Raw genomic sequence first — 17,791 nt, 5'->3', positions numbered from 1 at the left:
CGTCGCCACCCGGCGTCTCACTGCCGCTCGAAGCGGTGGAGGACGATGTCGGAGTCGTCGTCCCACTCGAAGTTGTCGTGTGCGCGCTCCAGAATCTGTCTGTAGTGGTCGAGGTCCTTCGCTCCCTCCGCGCGGGCGTCCTCGTCGGTCATGTCGCCAAGCGTCCGCCCGCTGACCGTCACCACCTCGAAGGTCGTCCCGTCGATGCTGAAGGTGTCGCCCTCGTCGGCGTACTGCTGGCCGCGGTGAATCTGTGTCACGTCGCCGTCGAGCGCCTGCTGTTTCATCCGCTCGCTCGGTAACAGCGTCTCCGGGTCGAGTTCTGCCATACGCGCCGTTGGGCCTCCAGCGGCAAAACACTGTTTCCGGTCGTCGAAACGGGTATGACCTTCAGGCCCCGACGCTTCTCCGATGGCACCCGACGCGTGGACCGCGTTCGTCTTCTTCGGCATCCCGCTCGTGCTGGGGTTGCTGGGACTGCTCCACAGTGGCCGGCTGTTCTACCGGGTATCGCGCCGCCGAAGCGGCCGGCCGGTCGACCTCGGACAGGTGCCCGACGGCGGTAACTCGGAACCCGCCACCCGCCGCGAACTCCTCCAGTACGGCGCACTGTTCGTCGGGTCAGCACTGCTCGTCGCACACTCGGGCCGGTGGCTCCTGCAGATATACGGCGTCCTGTAGTCAGACACCGAGTTCGTCGGCAACGTCGTGAATCGTCTCCACGGTCAGGTCCGGCTTTCCGTCGAATCGCTCCCACGGCTGCCCCTTCCTGTCCATCCAGATACCCTGCATGCCGGCGTGCTGTGCGCCCTGCACGTCGAACCACAGCGCGGCGGCGTGGGCGATCTCGTCGATGGGCGTCCCGGTCCTGGCCGCCGCGTGCCGGTATATCTCCGGGTCGGGTTTGAACGTCCCCACCTCGTCGGCGCTGATCGTGTCCGCCACCAGCCCGCCGATGTCGGCGTGGGCGACCATCGAGTCGAGCATCTCGGGGTTGCCGTTGGAGACGACGTAGAGGTCGTAGCCCCCATCTGCGAGCCGTTGCATCCCCTCGCGGACGTCGTCGAAGACGTCCAGTTCGTGGTAGACGGCCAGAATCTCGTCGCGCTCGTCGTCGGGGAGGTCCACGTCGTGGGCGTCCAGCGCGTACGTGAGCGCGTCGCGGTTCATCTCGTAGAACGTCTGGTAGGCGTCGATGTGGTTGCTGACGAGCGTGTACTCGATGGACCGGGACCGCCAGAGCTTCGAGACCGGTTCCGGGTCCTCGACGCGGGCCGCGAGTGCTTGCGCTGCGGCGTCCACGTCGACGAGCGTACTGTAGGAGTCGAAGGTAAGCGTCGTAACGGCCTCGTCGTCGAATGACATAGGACGCGTTTCGCCCGCTGCGGTCAAAGAGCCACTGGACGGGATTTCCCAAACTCTTAGCTACCGGCACTGGAACTGACCTGCATGAAGCAGGTTCGATTTCGTGATCCGGCAGGCAGCGTCCGAACTGGCGAGTGGGTCGACGCCGACGGCGACCCGGCCGATACCGAGACGGCCGGCGACGGCGGCGTCCTCCGGTTCGCCGACCAGACCTACGACCCCGACGAGGTGGACATCCTCCCGCCGTGTGAACCCTCGAAGATAGTCTGTATCGGCCGCAACTACGCCAAACACGCCGAGGAGCGCGACGAAGAGGTTCCCGACCGGCCGCTGCTGTTCCTGAAGCCGCCCAATGCCGTCGCCAGCCACGGGAGCGACGTGACCCTCCCGGAGGACCGGTACATCGAGTACGAGGCCGAACTGGCCGTTGTCGTCGGCGAGCAGTGTCGCAACGTCGAGGAGTCGGAGGCGATGGACGTCGTCGCGGGCTACACCTGCATGGTCGACGTGTCCAACCGGGACGACCAGGACCGCGAGCAGAACTGGGTCCGCGGGAAGGCCTTCGACAACGCCGCGCCGCTCGGCCCGGTGCTCGCGACGCCCGACCACGTCCCCGAGGACGCGGCCGTGCATCTCCGGCTGAACGGCGAGACGCGACAGTCGTCCTCGCGTGAGCACCTCATCTTCCCCGTCGAGGAACTGATTGCGGAGATTACCAGCTACATGACGCTCGAACCGGGCGACGTCATCGCCACCGGGACGCCAGAGGGCGTCGGCGAACTCGCGGACGGCGACGAGGTGACCGTCGAAATCGAGGGCGTCGGCCGCCTCACCCACACCGCCAGCCAGCCCTGAGTCGCGATATTTTCCCGTTACTCCCCTTTGTACCCGGAGTACCGACAGAAACTGTTAATTCAGATACCATCGTGGTAGCTGTAATGAACATCGACATTCTCGCGCCGCTCGTCGACATCTTCGAGGGGATTCCGGCGTGGCAGGCCACGGTGTACCTCGTCGGCATCTCCATCGGCGGGGCGCTCGTCATGGAGTTCGTCGTCCTGCGGGGCCTCTTGCGGTACACGAGCCGAACCGAGACGCAGTTCGACAACATACTCGTCGGCGAACTCCGGCTCCCGGTCGTGCTGACCGCCGCGCTGGCCGGCATCTATCTGCTCACGCAGATTCCGTCGGTCGCCAGCAGCGTCGTCGTCTCGGCGGACCAGCTGGACACCTTCTTCGGGAAGCCGTCGCTTTCGGTCATCGTCCTCGCGTGGGCCTTTGCGGCCAACCGCATCGTCAACCGCTTCGTCGAGCAGGTCAAGGACAAGGGCTCGCGGTTCGACTTCGCGCCCGTCCTCTCGAACGTCTGGACGCTCGTGGTGCTCATCGGGACCATCGGTCTGCTGCTGTCGGTCTGGGAGTACAGCATCGCGCCGCTGCTGGGCGCTGCGGGCATCGCCGGCATCGCCATCGGGTTCGCCGCCCGCGACACCGTCGCCAACTTCTTCGGCGGCATCGCGCTGTACTTCGACGACACCTACAAACTCGGCGACTACATCGAACTCGACACCGGAGAGGCGGGGACAGTGGTGAAGGTCGGCATCCGCTCGACGACGCTGCTGACCCGGGACGAGGTGCTCGTCGTGTTGCCCAACGCCGCCCTCAACGCCGGGAAGGTCATCAACCAGTCCGCACCGCAGCGCCGCCGCCGGGTGAAGGTGCCCATCGGCGTCGCCTACGGGACGGACATCGACGCGTTCGAGGAACTGGTCGAGGACGTCGCGGCCGACGAGAAACTGGTGCTCGACTCGCCCAAACCGCGGATGCGCTTTCGCCGCTTCGGGGGGTCCGCCCTGGAGTACGAACTGCTGTGCTGGGTCGGGTCCCCGACGCGCGCGGCGAAGGCCAGCCACAAGCTCAACCGCGAAATCTACAAGCGTCTCGGAGAGGCGGACATCGAGATTCCGTTCCCGCAGCGGGACGTACACGTCCGCAGCACGGTTCCTGAAGCGGCCGACACCGACCTGAAGCCCCCGGCCGACGTTCCGCCAGAGAACGGCGCTGACCCCGCCGCGCAAACCCGGCCGGACTCTACCTGAGATTCTCCTACTTCAACGTTGGGGGTCGGTAACAGCAGTTGCAGCACGCGTGGCCCTTTTATCGAGACGGCGATGCAACGTTCAGGTGCCCACAGATGTCCCCAACCCGTCGCACGCTCGTCGGACTCGGTATCGTCCTGCTCACCGGCGTCGCGTCGGTGGTCGTCTACCCGGACCTGCCGGAGCAGATGGCAATCCACTTCGACGGCAGCGGCCAGCCGGACGACTACCTCACGAAGCCCCTCGCGGCCGCCCTGATGCCCGTGCTGGGACTGCTCGTCGTCGGACTCTTCGCAGCCATCCCGCGGCTGGACCCGCTGGGCGAGAACTTCGCCGAGTTCGAACGGTACTACGACCTCGTCGCAGTCGTGACCGTCGGCATCCTCGCGTACGTCCACGCGCTCGTCCTCGGCTACAACCTCGGCTACCGGTTCGACGTCGCGCAGGTTCTCGCACCGGTGCTGTCAGTCGTCGCCGTGACCTTCGGCTACGTCGTCGAGAACGCCCGGCAGAACTGGTTCGTGGGCATCCGGACGCCCTGGACGCTCAGCAGCGAGACGGTCTGGACCCGGACGAACGAGCGGTCCGGCGTCCTGTTCAAACTCGCCGGCCTCGTCGCCCTGCTCGCGGTCCCCTTCCCCGAGTACTTCACGGCACTCGCCATCGCCCCGCTGGCGCTCGCGGCCCTCATCCCGACGGCGTACTCTTACGTGCTCTACCGCCGTCTCGAGACAGCCTGAGTCACGCCGTCAGGAATCCCTCCACCTCGTCCAGCAGACGCTCGGGGTCGTCGACGGCCGGCGCGTGGCCGCAGTCCGCCAGTTCGACGTAGCGCGCGTCGGCTATCTCCTCGGTCACCCGCTCGGACATCGCACGGGTGACGACCAGGTCGTCCTCGCCGCGGAGCACCAGCGTCGGCGCGTCGATGTCGTCCACCTCGCCGCTGCCCGGTTCGACGCCGTTGTCCTCGTGAGAGATGTTGAAGTGAACCAGCGCGTAGTCGATGTCGAGCAGATTCCGCTGTTTCAGCGTCGCGTCGATATAGCGGTCGAACCGCTCCTCCTCGGGCGTCCCGTTGACGAAGATGGCCTGCGTCCAGATGTCCTTCATCGTCTCGGCGTCCTGTGCTTCCAGCGCCTGGAGCACCGGGGCGACGGACACGGGGTCCTGGGCCAGTTCCTCGCGGGTCGTCAGCACGGTGTCGGTGGGCTGGAGGTTCTCGTCCTTCTGGTAGACGGGCAGTCCCTGCGTGCTGGGTGGCGACATGAGGACGAGGCGGTTCACCCGCTCGGGCACGTCGGCGGCCACCTGCATCGCGACGCCGGCACCGGCGGACCACCCCCAGAGGTGGAAGTCGTCCAGTCCCATCGCGTCCGCGAACAGGGGCACGTCCTCGGCGAAGTCCGCCAGGGAGTCGGCGGCCGACTCGTAGGAGGAGTCGCCGAATCCGCGGAGGTCCATGGCGTAGAGGGCGAATCTGTCGTCCATCCGCTCGAAGACGACGTCCCAGTGGACGGAGGCGCTCATGTTGCCGTGCAACAGGACCACCGGAATCTCGCCCGCGCGCTCGCGGTACGCTATCGTCTCGCCGTTTGGCAACTCGACGGTCTCAGGGCTGGCGTCGAACATGTGTCGACCCTCTCACCTGTCACTCAAAAGGGTTGCCACGGCGAAAAGCCAACGTCTAAGTTTAGGCTCGCCTAATCCGCGAGCGAGCTGGGGACGATGGCGAGAGACAGGGCGCCGGAACCGCGGGTGGACGTCTGTATCGTCGGTGCGGGACCGGCGGGTGCGCTCGTCGCGGCGACGCTCGCCGAGCGCGGTCACGAGGTCGTCGTTCTCGAAGCGGGACCGAGATTCGCGTTCGAGGAGCGCACGAACCGGATGGAGCGGGCCATCCGGCCACCGTACGACGAAGGGGACGTCTGGGAGATGGGTGGTGAGCGCGACAGGTACACTTCCAGCGGCGAGCGGTACTACCCGCTGAACGTCGCCCGCGTGAAGGGCGTCGGCGGGTCGACGCTGCACTGGCAGGCGATGGTGATGCGCCTGCACGAGTCTGACTTCTCGGGCGCGGCGGGAACCGGCGGCGACCCGGCCTGGCCGGTGGACTACGACGACATCCGGGGGTACTACGCCGACGCGGAGCGGGAACTGGGCGTCGCCGGCGCGGACGACAACCCGTTCGCGCCGCCCCGGGACGAACCGTTCCCGATGCCCGCGTTCCCGCCGAGTTACAGCGACTCGCTGTTCGCCGACGCCTGCGAACGCCTCGGTATCGCGATGCACTCGGTCCCCAACGCGCGCAACTCGGAGGCCTACGACGGCCGGAGCCCCTGCGTCGGGTACGGGACGTGCCAGCCAGTCTGCCCCTCCGGCGCGAAGTACAGCGCGGACGTCCACGTCGACAGAGCAGTCGAGGCCGGCGCGCGCGTCATCGACCGGGTCCCGGTCCAGCGACTCCTGACGGAGGACGGCGGCGAGCGCGTCACCGCAGCGGAGTACGCGACGCCGGACGGGGAGACGTACCGCCAGGAAGCGCGGCAGTTCGTCCTCGCAGCGGGCGGCGTCGAGATTCCCCGCCTGCTGTTGCTCTCCGAAAACGATGACCATCCCGACGGGCTGGCGAACAGCAGCGGCCTCGTCGGACACTATTTCATGGAGCACCTGTTCGCGGGCGCTGGCGGGACCCTCGACCGCCGCACCAGGCAGAACCACATCGGCTTCCTGACCAGCGAGACCCACCAGTTCTACGACGACCCCGGGCAGGCGGTGACGCGTGCGGACGGCACCGAGGTCGTTCCGGCGTCAGACGACAACTTTGCGCCGATGAAACTGGAGTTCTTCAACTACGCGGGGCCGTCGCCGGTCGAGCTGGCCCTGAACGGCGAGGAGTGGGGCGACGACCTGCTGGCGTCGCTGCGGGAGGCCTACGGCCACTCCATCGCGATGGGCGGGCTGGTCGGTCAGCGCCCACAGAAGACGAACCGCGTCACCCTCGACACGTCGACGACGGACGACCACGGGAACCCGGTCCCCGACATCCACTGGTCGCTGGACGCCCGGACCGAGCGGACGCTCCGGCGGGCCAACGAGATACAGCACGCTGTCCTCTCCGAACTGGGCGTCGACGTCGGCTGGACCGTCGGCCCCGAGGACACAGGGCCTGCTTACCACCACATGGGGACGACCAGGATGGGGACGGACCCGGATGCGAGCGTCGTGAACCCGCGCCTGCGGACCCACGACGTTCGAAACCTCACAGTCGCGTCCAGCAGCGTGTTCGTCACCTCGGGGGCGATGAACCCGACGCTGACCATCGCGGCGCTCGCGCTGAAGGCAGCCGACTACCTCGACGCGGACCTCTGACCGCCCTCAGAGCAGGAAGATACCCATGCGACTGGAGATGATGAGCCCCGCATCCACGAGGAGCAGGACGGCGAAGACCGCCCCGACCTGGAAGAACCGCGTCGCCTCGTGGGCGGGCTCTCGCACCTTGTCGCGTCCGGTTCCGTCGGTGAGTTTACTGGTGCCGACCTCGACCAGCCCGGCGAGTCCGAACCACAGGACTATCATCGCGATGACGAGGTGACCCTGCGTGGTACCGGTCAGCGACTCGACGGTGTAGCCAGCCGCGGCGGCGGCCATGTGTCCGCCCGTCAGGAACAACACTGCGGCGCTCGCGCGGGAGATCGTCGTCAGTTTCCCGGCGACGGTCCCGAGCGGACTCGCGTTCAGGTTCCCGTCGCGCGCGAGCGGGAGGACGACGTACCATGCGAACAGCACACTTCCGGTCCACAGCGCGGCAAACAGGAGGTGGACGACGTACACACCGGCGTTGAGCAACGACATACACGTGGGTGACAGCCCCACCCTCTCAAAATGCTCGGTCTTCGTCGTGGAGTCCGCCGATGGATTCCTTCGCGCGTATCTCCTCGACGTCGAGTTTGTCGATGACGTTGACGAAGGAGCCGGGGTCCGGAATCAGGAAGATGTGAAGCTGGAACTCGGTGTCTTCGTCGGCCAGGTCGACGACCGAGTCCAGCACGATAGACAGCGAGTCCTGATGAATGTGCGAGAGCGTCCGGTCCGCTATCTGTTCCGTGTCCGCCCGCTCCAGGTGGGGCGTCTCCATGTCGATGGTCGTCTCCAGCGTGTTCGCGATGCCGTCGATAAAGCCCGAGGTGAGGATGTTGCACACCTCCTGGAGCGCGCTCTCGTGCATCTGGTCGAGGCCGTCGTCGGCGGATTCACCGGTCATGTGCTCGGCTATCTCCGCGGCCGTGTGGTCGTCGAAGGTCATCACGAAGACGCCGTACGGTGGCTCGGTGAGGCGGATGTTCGCGTGGTACATCTCGCCCTCGCCCATCTCCGTCGCGATGTCCCCCGGCTGGACGAAGGAGAGGCTCTTTATCTTCACGTCCGCGTCGATACCCGCCATCGTCGACAGCGACGAGGCGACGTTGCTCGCCCCGTGCTGGATGAGCTTGCCGATTATCGTCAGCTTGCGAATATCGACGAGGATTGGCATACCGGCGGTTCCCCGGGCACCGTGTTAGAGGTTACGCACTGCCCGGTCGAACCGCCGCCGTCTGTCGGCCCGGGTCAGTTCACCGGGTCGACCCGCTCCCGCCGTCTGCTTCGACGTCGAGGCGGTCCAGGAGGTTCACGAAGGACCCCGGCGCGGGCACGAGGTAGACGTGCAGTTCCAGTTCCCGGCCCTGCTCCGGGACGCGAATGGTCGAGTCGAGGACGATGGCGATGCTCTCGTCGTCGACGTGTGAGAGCTGGGAGTCGAGAATCGCCGCGCCGTCAGTCTGCGTCAGGTCCGGCGTCCCCATGTCGATGGTCGTGTCGAGCGTGTTCGCGAACCCGTCGATGAAGCCGGACGTGCAGATGTTGCACATCTCCTGGAGCGCGCTCTCCTGGAGGCTCGTCATGTCGCCCTCCACTGGCGACCCGGCCACGAGTTCGGCCACGAGCGCCGCCGTCTCGTTCGAGAACGTCAGCATGAACGAGCCGTAGGGTGGCTCGGTGAGGTCGATGGTCGCCGCGTAGACCTCGTCCGTGCCGATTTCCCGCCCCAGGTCCGCCGGGTCGACGAACGCGATGCTCTGGATGTCGATGGTCGTCTCGACGCCGGCCAGCGTGCTGAACGACGCGGCGACGTTCGTTGCGCCCTGGTGGATGAGGTCGTTGATGACGCTCAGTTGCCGGACGTCGACGAGGAGTGGCATTGGTATCAGTCGGTTCGCGGGACGTGGCGCGTCTCCGCGTTGGTTCACCCTCGCCTGCCGTCACTCATAAGCGTTTACGAGTCGGGGCCGGTCTCCTAGGCTCTCGCGCACGTTCGGTGCGCCCGTGACTGCCGACGCCGGGCGTTGTCACTCGGGACGCAGCGGGGAGAGAAAGGTGGCGACGTCGACGGCACCCGCCGGGAGCGCGCCCGTCGAACTCGCCGGTCAGTTGCTCGTGGACTCCGTGGAAGTGTCGGTGTCGTCCGAGAGGTCGAGCCCCTCGTCGTCGGAACTCGCTTCGACCTCGCCCTCCTGGAGGTCCTGGAGCTCCTGTTCGACTTCCTGACGGCCCTTCTTGAACTCTCCCATCGCCTCACCCGTCGACCGTGCGAGCTTCGGAATCTTGTTCGCGCCGAACAGCAACACGGCGATCAACAGGATGACGACCATCTCCATCCCCCCCGGGACTGGCCCGAAGAGCGGTACTGGTACTGTTACCATTGCTATCTGTCCTTTGCCTACTCCCGATTATAGGCTTTTTGCTCGAATAAAGCCACCGACGGTATAATTGACACATATTCACACAGGCGGTGAGAGACGGAACTGGCTTACCATCGTCGTTCGAACTCGCGGGCATGGTCACAGAAGGCGACGAGGCCCCGGATTTCACAGCACCGCTCGCGAACGGCGACATCGAGGAGTTCACGCTCTCGGAACGGGTCGGCGACGGCCCGCTCGTGCTCGCGTTCTTCCCGGGCGCGTTCACCAGCGTCTGCAGTCACGAGATGAACACCTTCGACGACCGCCTGGCGGCCTTCGAGGACGTCGGGGCGACCGTCTACGGCGTCAGCGTCGACACGCCCTTCGCACTCAACGAGTTCCGCGACCAGCTCGGGCTCGACTTCGACCTCATCAGCGACTCCACGCGTGACCTCATCGACGCCTACGACATCTCGATGAACTTCGACCACCTCGGCGTCGAGCACATCGCCAAGCGCGCCGTCTTCGTCGTCGACTCCGACGGCGTCGTCTCCTACGCCTGGGTCACCGACGACGCGGGCGTCGAACCGGACTACGACGAACTCGAAGCGGCGGCGGAAGCGGCCGACTGACCGGGGCAGCCCTTTTTTGCCGGCGACACATCTACGCGGTACATGAGCGACGAGAACTCCGCAGCGTCGGATTCCTCCGGCGGCCGGGTGTACGACGCCGCCGCCGACCACGCGTTCCCCGACGAGCGTCTCAACGCCGTCCTGGACGCCGTCGACGCAGACGAGGAGATACACGCCTACCTGGAAGCACAGAACGTCAATCCGGTGGTCCGCAAGCGGTACAACGACCACGGGCGCAAGCACATCAGCATCGTCCGCAATCGCGCGCTGTGTCTGTACGACCTGCTGAAACGCGGCGACGTCGAGTTCGACGGCGCGCGCCAGCAGGGACTCGACGAGGCCGACGAGTCGGTCATCATCGCGCTCGCGGCAGTCCTGCACGACATCGGCCACATCGTCCACCGCGACGAACACCCCTACTACTCTATCCCGCTGGCCGCGGACGTCCTCGACCGCTTTCTCCCCGAGTTCTACGACACTGGCGACCGCATCCGGATGAAGGGGGAGGTCCTGCACGCGATCCTCTGTCACCACACCGAGGAAGAACCGCTCACGCTGGAGGCCGGCGTCGTCCGCGTGGCGGACGCGCTCGACATGGAACGGGGGCGCTCGCGCATCCCCTACGAGCGCGGCGGCCGCGGCATCAACACCGTCTCCAGTCAGGCCATCGAGCGGGTCACGCTCCACGAGGGCGACGACAAGCCCGTCCTCGTCGAGATTCAGATGAACAACGCCGCCGGCGTCTACCAGGTCGACAACCTCCTGAAGGCGAAACTCCACGACTCGGGGCTTGAAGACGACATCCGCATCGTCGCGCTCAACACGCACGAGGAGGACGGCCAGATAGTCGAGCGCATCGAACTCTAGGGGAACAGGCGACGCAGCCAGTAGGCCACCGCCTGCGGGACGGTGACGAACGGGGCCACCAGGTCACGAATCGCGAATCCCTGGTCCGGGTTCTCGGCGGGGTCGAACGACGCCGACAGCGTCGCCGCCGGAACCGAAACGACCTGCCCGGTGTGTCGCCGGCGACCCTCGGCGTCGGTCACGCGCACCAGCGTCACCGGGTCACCGGTCCCGACGACCCGATAGACGCCGGACGGGACCGACGACCGGTCGGTCGCGCGAACGTGGTCGTATGGGTCGACGTCGTTGGCTGTCGGTTCCCCGGTCATTCGTCCTGGCGGAAGGTCTCGTCGGGGTGACGCTCCCGCAAGCGCTCGAAGTACGCCTGTTGCTCGCGCAGTCGCGGCGTCTGTTCGGCGTAGGTGTACTCGAACATCTCCGTCGGGTCGGCCTCGTAGGACTCCGCCCTGTCGACCATCTCTGCGACTTCCTCGGCGATGCGCTCCTCCAGCGCGTCTATCTCCTCGTCGTCCAGCAACCCCCGGTCGCGCAGGAACCGCTCCAGCCGCGGTATCGGGTCCCGCTCGCGCCACCGCTCGACCTCAGCGTCCTCGCGGTAGACCGACGGGTCGTCGACCGTCGTGTGCGGTCCGAGCCGGTACATCTCGGCCTCCACCAGCGTCGGCCGCGCGGTCCGTCCGGCGTCGTGGTCCGGCGTCGCCGCCGGGTCCTTCGCCCGCTCGACGGCCTCGCTCATCACCTCGTAGACGGCGAGGGGGTCCATCCCGTCGACGAGGACGCCGCGCATCCCGTAGGCCCGGGCTTTCTGGGCGATTGTCGCGCTCGCGGTCTGTCGGTTGCGCGGGACCGAAATCGCGTACTGGTTGTTGTTGCAGACGAAGATGGCGGGCACGTCGAACACGCCCGCGAAGTTCAGCGCCTCGTGGAAGTCCCCCTCGGAGGTGGCACCGTCCCCGAAGTGACAGGCGACCGCGACGTCGTCACCCTTCAGCTTCGCCGCCCACGCCATCCCGGCGGCGTGTGGCAGATGGCTCCCGATAGAGATGTTGACGGGGAAGACGTGGCGCTCGGGCAGCCACTCGTTGCCGGCCTCGTGGCCCATCCAGTAGAGCAGGTACTCGTAGGAGAGGCCGCGGGCCACGACGGACCCGTGCTCGCGGTACTGGTAGGATATCCAGTCGTCCGGTGCGAGTGCGTGCGTCGACGCGACCTGCGCCGCCTCCTGTCCGGCGAGGGGCGGATACGTCCCCATCCGTCCCTGTCGGTGCAGCGTCGTGGCGCGCTCGTCCAGATGGCGCGCGACGCGCATCTGCTCGTAGATTCGGACCAGGCGCTCGTCGCCGATGTCGGGCACCTCTGCCCCGTCCCGTACCTTGCCCTCCGGAGTGAGAATCTGGACGCGGTCCGGCGTCCTGTCGGCGGTCACAGTCTGCCGGGACGGACGCGTCGCTGATAGCTCTTTGCCTCACCGACACAACGGTTTTTACCGTTGCTCCCGTTGTATGAGTATGGGTATCACACCCATCGAGGGGGACGGTGAGCACGCCTCGGAGACCGACGCGTCGGACGGACCGAGAGGTATCCGGGTACGCCTGCGTGGGGTTGCCAGCCGCCTGCTCGATGGCGTCCGCTCGCTCGTCACGTTCGGCGAGAAGGGGACCGCACCCGAGTCGAGGGACGGGTCCGAGCCCGTCGGCGAGATAGTAGTCGGTGACCGGCGGGAGAACCTGCCCGCAACCGACTCGCGACGGCGGGCACAGCGGTCCCCAGGTGGACCATCGGCGCCTGCGGAGCACCCGACAGTCAGTACGCGTCGAGAGGGGGACCGATTCAGGATATACGACCCGGACGACCCGGAGGCGTACGTCTCGTCCGACGAGTGGATGCCCGTCGAGCGGTGACTCCATCGGTACGCGTAGGCGTCTCTCCGTAGACGTCTCGCCCGGTTCTCTCGGCCGTTAGAACTTGGAGCACTCAGGCAGCATCGCTACTCGTTTTCGTTCCTCGCAGAAGTGCGCCGGCCGGGATTTGGAACCGGAGCAAGACATTCCTGCTCGCTTCGCTGCGCAGGCTGTGACTTGCAGGGTTCAGAATCCCGCCGGGGCGATTATGTCTCTCACGATGTTCGAGACAATAATGCGCCGGCCGGGATTTGAACCCGGGCCATGAGCTTGGAAGGCTCAGGTCCTGCCACTAGACCACCGGCGCTCACTCGCTTCGCTCGTTCACGCCGAGGCTCGCGAATCTCCGATCCGCTCACCACCGGCGCGCTCACTTCGTTCGCGCCCCGTAGTTCGCAACCCCTTCGGAATTGCTCACCACCGGCGCTCAAATCCACGTTCCCCGCCAGCGATTAAGGGCGTTTCCCTTCGGAGTCGTCGGTGGCGACGGTCACCTCGGCGTAACAGTTCCCGCTGGAGACGTAACTCTCCTCGACCACTAGGTCGCTCGCGGCCAGGTCCTCGTCGAACTCCGCCGGGGCGTAGATGTGGTAAAATCGGGGCACCGTCTCGCCGCCCGGGAGCGTCCAGTCGAGCGTCGTGTCGAACCCCTCCCGTGCGTCCGCCGTCGCGTCGAACCGGTCGTGGGCGGTACTCCACGCGCTCACGAGGGCTCGCCCGCCCTCGTCGAGAACCCGCGCAAGCTCGTCCAGACTCCGGCGGCGGTGCTCTCTGTCCGGCAGGTGGTGCAGCGTCGCGACGTAGACGGCGATGTCGATAGTGCCCGCCATCAGCGGAAGGGCCGCGGCGTCTCCCTGGACCAGGACGCCGCTCGGAGCGTCCGCTTCGACTCGCTCGCGGGCTTCGACCAGGAGATTCCGGCTGACGTCCAGTCCCACCGGGCGGTCGACTCGCCGCGACAGGACGACCAGGTGGCGACCGTTACCACACCCGACGTCGAGCCCGCGGTGTCCGTGGTCGCAGCCGTCGACGAACGCCTCGACCTCCGGCCAGGGGTACGCTCGCGTGTCCGAGAAGTGAGGGGCGATGTCGTCGTACACGTCGCGGACGCGGCCGGGCCGGCGGTGGTCGTCGATGTCGTCGTCACCGTGTTGACCCCCCTCGCCACTACTCTCGTCGCCGCCGGCCATGGCCTACTCGTCCCCGTACTTCTCGGGGTAGGCCTCCGCCAGGAGGTCGTCGTGTTCGGCCAGCCGCTCGCGGACCGGCGCGATGACGCCGTCGATGTAGTCGGCGGCGGCGGTCTTGAGGTCCGCCGGGTGGAGCTCCTGGCTCACAAAATCGGCTTCGAGGTCCTCGTAGGTGTCGTACGTGAGGTCACCGCCGTACTCGTCGGGTCGCTCGACGACGAAGGGCTCGCCGCGCTCGTCGAGAATCGGCCAGACGAGGTACTCGACGTACTCCAGCACGCCGTTGCCCTCGACTTCGCCCATCGGACAGTACGCGTCGTTGATTTTCTCCGCGACGGATTCTGGGTCGTCGGTGAGGTTGACCTTGGACGTCTCGTCGGACGCGCTCATCTTGCCGCCGGACAGGCCGGACAGAAGCGGCGCGAACAGGCAGACCGGTTCGTGCCAGCCGTGGTCAGGCAGTATCTCGCGGCTGAGCATGTAGATGCCGCGCTGGTCGATGCCTCCGTAGGCGATGTCCGCCTCCAGCGCCTTCACGTCGAGGCTCTGCATCAGCGGGTAGATGAGACCGCCGAGGTTCGGGCTCTCGCTCTCCCGAACCACCTCGCTTGCTGCCCGCTGCGACCGGGCGATGGTCGTCTCGGCAGCCATGCGGTACATCTCCAGCGTGTACTCCTCGTCGAGCTGGAAGTCCGTCCCGCGGACGAACTCGACGTCGTCCGGATCCGCGCCGGCAGCCGCTATCATTCCCTCGATGGCCACCTCGTAGTAGGCCGCGCGTGCGTCCAGCAGCTCGAACGGGCTCTTCTCGTCGTCGAGGTGTGCGTGGAGGTCCGCGATGAGGACCGTCACGTCCAGCCCGGCGCGCACGAAGTCGGCGAGCTTTCGCATCGTCGTGAAGTGCCCGATGTGCATCTCCCCGGTCGGTGCGTAGCCGATGTAGGCCGACGGCGACTCGTCGTCCAGCAGTTCAGCGAGCTCCTCCTCAGTGATGACCTCCTCCGTGTACCGCGTGACGAGGTCGACCCGGTCGGCCGTGTTCATACCACCGGTTCCCGCGCGCGTGTGGTTAAATCGTACGCTTGGCCACGCACGGTGCCAATCGCCCGCCCACGCCAGTCTCGACGCGTGGCACACTCACCGAAAACGCCAGATTATTTATGCAAGAGGGAGGCCACCCCGACCTGAGAGCACATGGGACGGGGATTACTGGTGGTCGTCGTGGTTGCCGGGCTCTGTCTCGGTGCCGGTGTCGTGAGTGCGAACCAGCCGCCGCTGGCTGACGCCGGCCTCGACCAGGAGGTACAGCAGGGTGCGACAGTGTATCTAGACGCCGGAGGGTCGACGGACCCCGACGGCACCATCGACGCGTATCGCTGGCAAATCGTCGCCCCCGACGGCACGACTCGCTCGCCGGCGTGTCCCTCCTGTGAACGGACGCACTTCCTGGCGAACCAGAGCGGCGAGTACAACGTGACCGTGACTGTGACAGACGACGGTGGGGCCGCTCGCTCCGACACGCTCGTGGTGGATGTCGCGCAAGCTGACCCGCCGTCGGTGACGCTGACCGGGCCGAGCAGCGTGACGGCGGACGGGAGCCACACCTACCGGGCAGCAGTCTCGTCGGGTGGTGTGGCCCTCTCGACGCTCACGTGGGAACGGAACGGTACTACCCTGGGGAGGACTGACCTCGACACCAGAGAGGCCACTCGTGCGCGAACGCTATCGTTCGACACCCACGGGTCGCCCACACTTTCTGTTGCCGTCTCGGACGTCGCCGGTCGCACCGCCGAGGATAGCGTGTCGGTCGACGTGGCGTCCCTTGCGCCGAGTAACGATGGTTCGACCGGGAATGGCGTCTCCGCCACGGGTGGCAGCCTGCCATCTGACGGACACGGGTACTTCGAGGAGATCGTCCGGAACCACGTCACCGGCACGAACAGGTACACCTACACGTTTCGCTTCCGTGGCGACGACGACGTCGCCTCGAACAAAGTCTCTCCCCGGGACTCGTATACCGATACGATGGGCACCGACCCGAGCGGGTACGGTGTGAAACGAGCGACCTTACGACGTATGTATCGTTCAAGCAATAATGTTAATCTAATCGAAGATTCTGGTGGATTGACCAAGTACAGAATATCCGGTGAGATTGCTGAAAATTTTGAGGACAATGGTGATGTTCATAGTCCTGGTGTCCGTGTTGGAACAACAGATATGATTACTGAGCAGGACATGACAGGATCTCCGCGTAATAGCCATTCCGGTTCAGATTTGGTTGACAGTTCACGATCGGTTGATCTCAAAACCAATAGTGATCCTGTAGACAATTCTCCAGATGTGGATGAAATTTCTAGAATAGGATCGCCACCAAAAACCACGAGTAGTACTAACGTAGACAATTCAGGATCGTCTGCTTCGGGTACTCGGAGTGATTCGGGTTCGGATAGCTCTGAGTCAGAAGACTCAGATTCAGAGCATTCTGCCTCCTCTCAATATTCTCCTTCCGGTTCCAGCGACTCCCCTTCACTCATAAGTGGAAATAATGATGATACAACTAAGTCTTCCGACAGTAACTCTGACTCCAGTAGTTCATGGTATAATGTAGATATTGATCCACAACCTGCAATTGAGACAGAACAGTCTGAGGAAACCACCCCAGATACTGGTGATGGAAGTGTGAATTTATCAGGCGGTACAGGATCACAAGATAGTACCTCATTACTTGTCGGCTGAGCACATCATGTAATTATCAAAATTCGATATGTTACAATATGCTGTTGAATATCTAGTCTTCAACCTCTCGCTCAGGCCCACCATTGAAATTTTCCGAGAGAGGCGCTATAGCTCTGATAAATCCGACATTAGTCAGGTCCCCAACTTCGTAAGAATAACCAACCTCATATGGGATAACATCAGTAGCATATAAGGTCCCGTTTGGATCAATATACCGGATTTGGAGCGAACCTGGCCGGTTTCCATATGGGCTGTATGTAGAAACATGAGCCCATATGTCGTAGAGAACTCCTGATGCAGCTGCCCTCAAATCTTCATCAAACCAACCGTACTCAAAACTCTCGTTCCCCCCGTCACGAGGGAACTGAAGTGTGATGTAGATCGATGTGTTCTCCTCCACAGAGATGTCGTATTCTTCGAGATCGTAGCTCTCGTTGTGAAGACCGGCATCAGTAATATTCATTTTTTCACCCAGCTTGGAGTTTCTGGCAGCTTCGATGATGCCATGAATGTAGCTGATGCGAGCCCTGTCACCGGTTTCCCAGACCAATAGCGTGTCTCGACTCGCACTCCCGTTCTGCAAGCGCTCGGACACGGCCGCATTGCGTTCGAGCCGTTCCCGGAATTCGTCGGGCGTTATCGAACGGTTGGCATACGCCCGCGCGGTCTCTACGGTGAAGGTATTCATCCAGATCAGTTCGGTATCCTCATCGAAGATACCGATTCGCGCGTGCTCCGGGGGGTGCTCCATGTTCGCCATTTCGAGGGCGGCAGCCTGGGGAACGGGCATGGCCTCGCCGCGGAACAGCTGCCGGCGCGTCTCGTTCGTATCCTGTTCGATGGCGTACCCTACGGTCGTCTCGTTGTAGACGCCGCTATCGAGCAACGAGACTGTCTTTTCGTCGACACGCTGATTCAGTCGCTCGTACCGCCGTCGCACTTCGGGGTCTATCTGCGGTTCCGGTTGTGCCGTCGCCGTCTCCGTTGCGGTCACGGTTGGTGTCGGTGTCGCAGTCGGAGTTGCCGTCACAGACGGTGTCGCAGTCGGTGTCGGCTGGAGCGTCGCTGTCTCAGTTGGTGTCGCGGTGCCCCTGTCGTCTCCCACGAGCGCCCCCGAGCAGCCAGCCAGCGCGACGAGGGCAACGAGGAACAGTGTCCCGCGCATCTGACGCGGAGTTGTCACGCTCTGGTACTAAAAAGTCAAGATTCGGGCGTGGTCGAACGTGCGCTCGGCGTCGTCGCCGAGCGGGGACCGTTCGAGATAGTTACCGTTAACACTACACC

At 64.9% G+C, this 17,791-nt stretch carries 21 protein-coding genes and 1 tRNA gene; 9 read left to right on the top strand and 13 right to left on the bottom strand.

Annotated features, from left to right (window positions below; all coding sequences use genetic code 11):
• Nucleotides 1-17 precede the first annotated feature (17 nt).
• Nucleotides 18-329: an ASCH domain-containing protein gene (locus WDJ57_RS02100; RefSeq protein WP_338903450.1), complete on the bottom strand. Its 312-nt coding sequence runs from the start codon at nt 327-329 to the stop codon at nt 18-20.
• An 82-nt stretch (nt 330-411) separates the two neighbouring features.
• Between WDJ57_RS02100 and WDJ57_RS02095 the strand changes: the two genes are divergently transcribed.
• Nucleotides 412-681 carry a hypothetical protein gene (locus tag WDJ57_RS02095; RefSeq protein WP_338903446.1) on the top strand — a complete coding sequence of 90 codons (270 nt, stop codon included), beginning with the start codon at nt 412-414 and terminating at the stop codon, nt 679-681.
• Here WDJ57_RS02095 and WDJ57_RS02090 read toward each other — a convergent pair whose 3' ends face one another.
• Nucleotides 682-1,365, bottom strand: a complete 684-nt coding sequence (locus WDJ57_RS02090) for a haloacid dehalogenase type II (RefSeq protein WP_338903444.1) — start codon at nt 1,363-1,365, stop codon at nt 682-684.
• Between the two features lie 84 nt (nt 1,366-1,449).
• Between WDJ57_RS02090 and WDJ57_RS02085 the strand changes: the two genes are divergently transcribed.
• The 3 genes from WDJ57_RS02085 (at nt 1,450) to WDJ57_RS02075 (ending at nt 4,204) form a co-directional block, all read left to right on the top strand.
• The gene (locus tag WDJ57_RS02085; RefSeq protein ID WP_338903442.1) at nt 1,450-2,220 is read left to right on the top strand and encodes a fumarylacetoacetate hydrolase family protein; all 771 of its coding nucleotides are present in this window, start codon (nt 1,450-1,452) and stop codon (nt 2,218-2,220) included.
• Between the two features lie 83 nt (nt 2,221-2,303).
• Nucleotides 2,304-3,464, top strand: coding sequence for a mechanosensitive ion channel family protein (locus WDJ57_RS02080; protein ID WP_338903440.1), 1,161 nt, complete (start codon nt 2,304-2,306; stop codon nt 3,462-3,464).
• Between the two features lie 95 nt (nt 3,465-3,559).
• Nucleotides 3,560-4,204, top strand: coding sequence for an SdpI family protein (locus WDJ57_RS02075; RefSeq protein ID WP_338903438.1), 645 nt, complete (start codon nt 3,560-3,562; stop codon nt 4,202-4,204).
• Between the two features lies 1 nt (nt 4,205).
• On the opposite strand, the gene WDJ57_RS02070 is transcribed toward WDJ57_RS02075, so the two are convergent.
• Nucleotides 4,206-5,093, bottom strand: a complete 888-nt coding sequence (locus tag WDJ57_RS02070; RefSeq protein ID WP_338903436.1) for an alpha/beta fold hydrolase — start codon at nt 5,091-5,093, stop codon at nt 4,206-4,208.
• A 96-nt stretch (nt 5,094-5,189) separates the two neighbouring features.
• On the opposite strand from WDJ57_RS02070, the gene WDJ57_RS02065 reads away from it, so the two are divergent.
• On the top strand, nt 5,190-6,833 hold the full coding sequence (locus WDJ57_RS02065; protein WP_338903435.1) for a GMC family oxidoreductase: 1,644 nt from the start codon (nt 5,190-5,192) through the stop codon (nt 6,831-6,833).
• A gap of 6 nt (nt 6,834-6,839) precedes the next feature.
• Here the strand turns inward: WDJ57_RS02065 and WDJ57_RS02060 are convergent, their stop codons facing one another.
• From WDJ57_RS02060 to WDJ57_RS02045, 4 genes are all read right to left on the bottom strand, one after another.
• Nucleotides 6,840-7,316, bottom strand: coding sequence for a CopD family protein (locus WDJ57_RS02060; RefSeq protein ID WP_338903434.1), 477 nt, complete (start codon nt 7,314-7,316; stop codon nt 6,840-6,842).
• Between the two features lie 25 nt (nt 7,317-7,341).
• Nucleotides 7,342-7,995: a chemotaxis protein CheC gene (locus tag WDJ57_RS02055; RefSeq protein WP_338903431.1), complete on the bottom strand. Its 654-nt coding sequence runs from the start codon at nt 7,993-7,995 to the stop codon at nt 7,342-7,344.
• A gap of 79 nt (nt 7,996-8,074) precedes the next feature.
• The gene (locus WDJ57_RS02050) at nt 8,075-8,701 is read right to left on the bottom strand and encodes a chemotaxis protein CheC (protein ID WP_338903429.1); all 627 of its coding nucleotides are present in this window, start codon (nt 8,699-8,701) and stop codon (nt 8,075-8,077) included.
• Between the two features lie 225 nt (nt 8,702-8,926).
• Complete coding sequence (locus WDJ57_RS02045) at nt 8,927-9,202, bottom strand: Sec-independent protein translocase subunit TatA/TatB (protein WP_338903427.1); 276 nt, start codon at nt 9,200-9,202, stop codon at nt 8,927-8,929.
• 134 nt (nt 9,203-9,336) lie between these two features.
• On the opposite strand from WDJ57_RS02045, the gene WDJ57_RS02040 reads away from it, so the two are divergent.
• The gene (locus tag WDJ57_RS02040; RefSeq protein ID WP_338903425.1) at nt 9,337-9,813 is read left to right on the top strand and encodes a redoxin domain-containing protein; all 477 of its coding nucleotides are present in this window, start codon (nt 9,337-9,339) and stop codon (nt 9,811-9,813) included.
• Between the two features lie 42 nt (nt 9,814-9,855).
• Nucleotides 9,856-10,680 carry an HD domain-containing protein gene (locus WDJ57_RS02035; RefSeq protein ID WP_338903423.1) on the top strand — a complete coding sequence of 275 codons (825 nt, stop codon included), beginning with the start codon at nt 9,856-9,858 and terminating at the stop codon, nt 10,678-10,680.
• Here the strand turns inward: WDJ57_RS02035 and WDJ57_RS02030 are convergent.
• Both WDJ57_RS02030 and pdhA read right to left on the bottom strand, forming a co-directional pair.
• Nucleotides 10,677-10,988: a hypothetical protein gene (locus WDJ57_RS02030; protein WP_338903421.1), complete on the bottom strand. Its 312-nt coding sequence runs from the start codon at nt 10,986-10,988 to the stop codon at nt 10,677-10,679. The two genes, WDJ57_RS02035 and WDJ57_RS02030, sit on opposite strands and share 4 nt — an antisense overlap.
• Nucleotides 10,985-12,106, bottom strand: coding sequence for a pyruvate dehydrogenase (acetyl-transferring) E1 component subunit alpha (gene pdhA, locus WDJ57_RS02025; protein ID WP_338903419.1), 1,122 nt, complete (start codon nt 12,104-12,106; stop codon nt 10,985-10,987). Before pdhA ends, WDJ57_RS02030 begins: the two co-directional genes overlap by 4 nt.
• Before the next feature lie 82 nt (nt 12,107-12,188).
• Here pdhA and WDJ57_RS02020 point away from each other — a divergent pair, with 82 nt between their 5' ends.
• Nucleotides 12,189-12,581 carry a hypothetical protein gene (locus WDJ57_RS02020; protein WP_338903417.1) on the top strand — a complete coding sequence of 131 codons (393 nt, stop codon included), beginning with the start codon at nt 12,189-12,191 and terminating at the stop codon, nt 12,579-12,581.
• Nucleotides 12,582-12,817: 236 nt separating this feature from the next.
• Here the strand turns inward: WDJ57_RS02020 and WDJ57_RS02015 are convergent.
• The 3 genes from WDJ57_RS02015 to WDJ57_RS02005 all read right to left on the bottom strand — a co-directional run bounded on the left by WDJ57_RS02015 (nt 12,818) and on the right by WDJ57_RS02005 (nt 14,815).
• Nucleotides 12,818-12,888 (bottom strand) — tRNA-Gly (locus tag WDJ57_RS02015).
• A gap of 145 nt (nt 12,889-13,033) precedes the next feature.
• Nucleotides 13,034-13,771: a class I SAM-dependent methyltransferase gene (locus tag WDJ57_RS02010; RefSeq protein WP_338903414.1), complete on the bottom strand. Its 738-nt coding sequence runs from the start codon at nt 13,769-13,771 to the stop codon at nt 13,034-13,036.
• Nucleotides 13,772-13,774: 3 nt separating this feature from the next.
• On the bottom strand, nt 13,775-14,815 hold the full coding sequence (locus WDJ57_RS02005) for a tyrosine--tRNA ligase (RefSeq protein ID WP_338903412.1): 1,041 nt from the start codon (nt 14,813-14,815) through the stop codon (nt 13,775-13,777).
• A 168-nt stretch (nt 14,816-14,983) separates the two neighbouring features.
• Here WDJ57_RS02005 and WDJ57_RS02000 point away from each other — a divergent pair, with 168 nt between their 5' ends.
• Nucleotides 14,984-16,507 carry a PKD domain-containing protein gene (locus WDJ57_RS02000; RefSeq protein WP_338903410.1) on the top strand — a complete coding sequence of 508 codons (1,524 nt, stop codon included), beginning with the start codon at nt 14,984-14,986 and terminating at the stop codon, nt 16,505-16,507.
• A gap of 52 nt (nt 16,508-16,559) precedes the next feature.
• Here the strand turns inward: WDJ57_RS02000 and WDJ57_RS01995 are convergent, their stop codons facing one another.
• Nucleotides 16,560-17,672, bottom strand: a complete 1,113-nt coding sequence (locus WDJ57_RS01995) for a hypothetical protein (protein ID WP_338903408.1) — start codon at nt 17,670-17,672, stop codon at nt 16,560-16,562.
• Nucleotides 17,673-17,791: the final 119 nt, after the last annotated feature.

The organism is Salinibaculum sp. SYNS191 (assembly GCF_037338445.1).
Taxonomy (GTDB): Archaea; Halobacteriota; Halobacteria; order Halobacteriales; family Haloarculaceae; genus Salinibaculum; species Salinibaculum marinum.
The sequence above is the reverse complement of the archived record's forward strand: the minus strand, read 5'-3'. Positions and strand labels throughout refer to the sequence as shown.

Bases quoted from the DNA above. Each gene is read 5' to 3' on its own strand.
- WDJ57_RS02060 (WP_338903434.1), bottom strand. From the start codon at position 7,316: ATGTCGTTGCTCAACGCCGGTGTGTACGTCGTCCACCTCCTGTTTGCC.
- WDJ57_RS02005 (WP_338903412.1), bottom strand. From the start codon at position 14,815: ATGAACACGGCCGACCGGGTCGACCTCGTCACGCGGTACACGGAGGAG.
- WDJ57_RS02020 (WP_338903417.1), top strand. From the start codon at position 12,189: ATGGGTATCACACCCATCGAGGGGGACGGTGAGCACGCCTCGGAGACC.
- WDJ57_RS02090 (WP_338903444.1), bottom strand. From the start codon at position 1,365: ATGTCATTCGACGACGAGGCCGTTACGACGCTTACCTTCGACTCCTAC.
- WDJ57_RS02085 (WP_338903442.1), top strand. From the start codon at position 1,450: ATGAAGCAGGTTCGATTTCGTGATCCGGCAGGCAGCGTCCGAACTGGC.
- WDJ57_RS02050 (WP_338903429.1), bottom strand. From the start codon at position 8,701: ATGCCACTCCTCGTCGACGTCCGGCAACTGAGCGTCATCAACGACCTC.
- WDJ57_RS02080 (WP_338903440.1), top strand. From the start codon at position 2,304: ATGAACATCGACATTCTCGCGCCGCTCGTCGACATCTTCGAGGGGATT.
- WDJ57_RS01995 (WP_338903408.1), bottom strand. From the start codon at position 17,672: ATGCGCGGGACACTGTTCCTCGTTGCCCTCGTCGCGCTGGCTGGCTGC.
- WDJ57_RS02030 (WP_338903421.1), bottom strand. From the start codon at position 10,988: ATGACCGGGGAACCGACAGCCAACGACGTCGACCCATACGACCACGTT.
- WDJ57_RS02070 (WP_338903436.1), bottom strand. From the start codon at position 5,093: ATGTTCGACGCCAGCCCTGAGACCGTCGAGTTGCCAAACGGCGAGACG.
- WDJ57_RS02065 (WP_338903435.1), top strand. From the start codon at position 5,190: ATGGCGAGAGACAGGGCGCCGGAACCGCGGGTGGACGTCTGTATCGTC.
- WDJ57_RS02045 (WP_338903427.1), bottom strand. From the start codon at position 9,202: ATGGTAACAGTACCAGTACCGCTCTTCGGGCCAGTCCCGGGGGGGATG.
- WDJ57_RS02035 (WP_338903423.1), top strand. From the start codon at position 9,856: ATGAGCGACGAGAACTCCGCAGCGTCGGATTCCTCCGGCGGCCGGGTG.
- WDJ57_RS02095 (WP_338903446.1), top strand. From the start codon at position 412: ATGGCACCCGACGCGTGGACCGCGTTCGTCTTCTTCGGCATCCCGCTC.
- WDJ57_RS02010 (WP_338903414.1), bottom strand. From the start codon at position 13,771: ATGGCCGGCGGCGACGAGAGTAGTGGCGAGGGGGGTCAACACGGTGAC.
- WDJ57_RS02075 (WP_338903438.1), top strand. From the start codon at position 3,560: ATGTCCCCAACCCGTCGCACGCTCGTCGGACTCGGTATCGTCCTGCTC.
- WDJ57_RS02055 (WP_338903431.1), bottom strand. From the start codon at position 7,995: ATGCCAATCCTCGTCGATATTCGCAAGCTGACGATAATCGGCAAGCTC.
- WDJ57_RS02100 (WP_338903450.1), bottom strand. From the start codon at position 329: ATGGCAGAACTCGACCCGGAGACGCTGTTACCGAGCGAGCGGATGAAA.
- WDJ57_RS02040 (WP_338903425.1), top strand. From the start codon at position 9,337: ATGGTCACAGAAGGCGACGAGGCCCCGGATTTCACAGCACCGCTCGCG.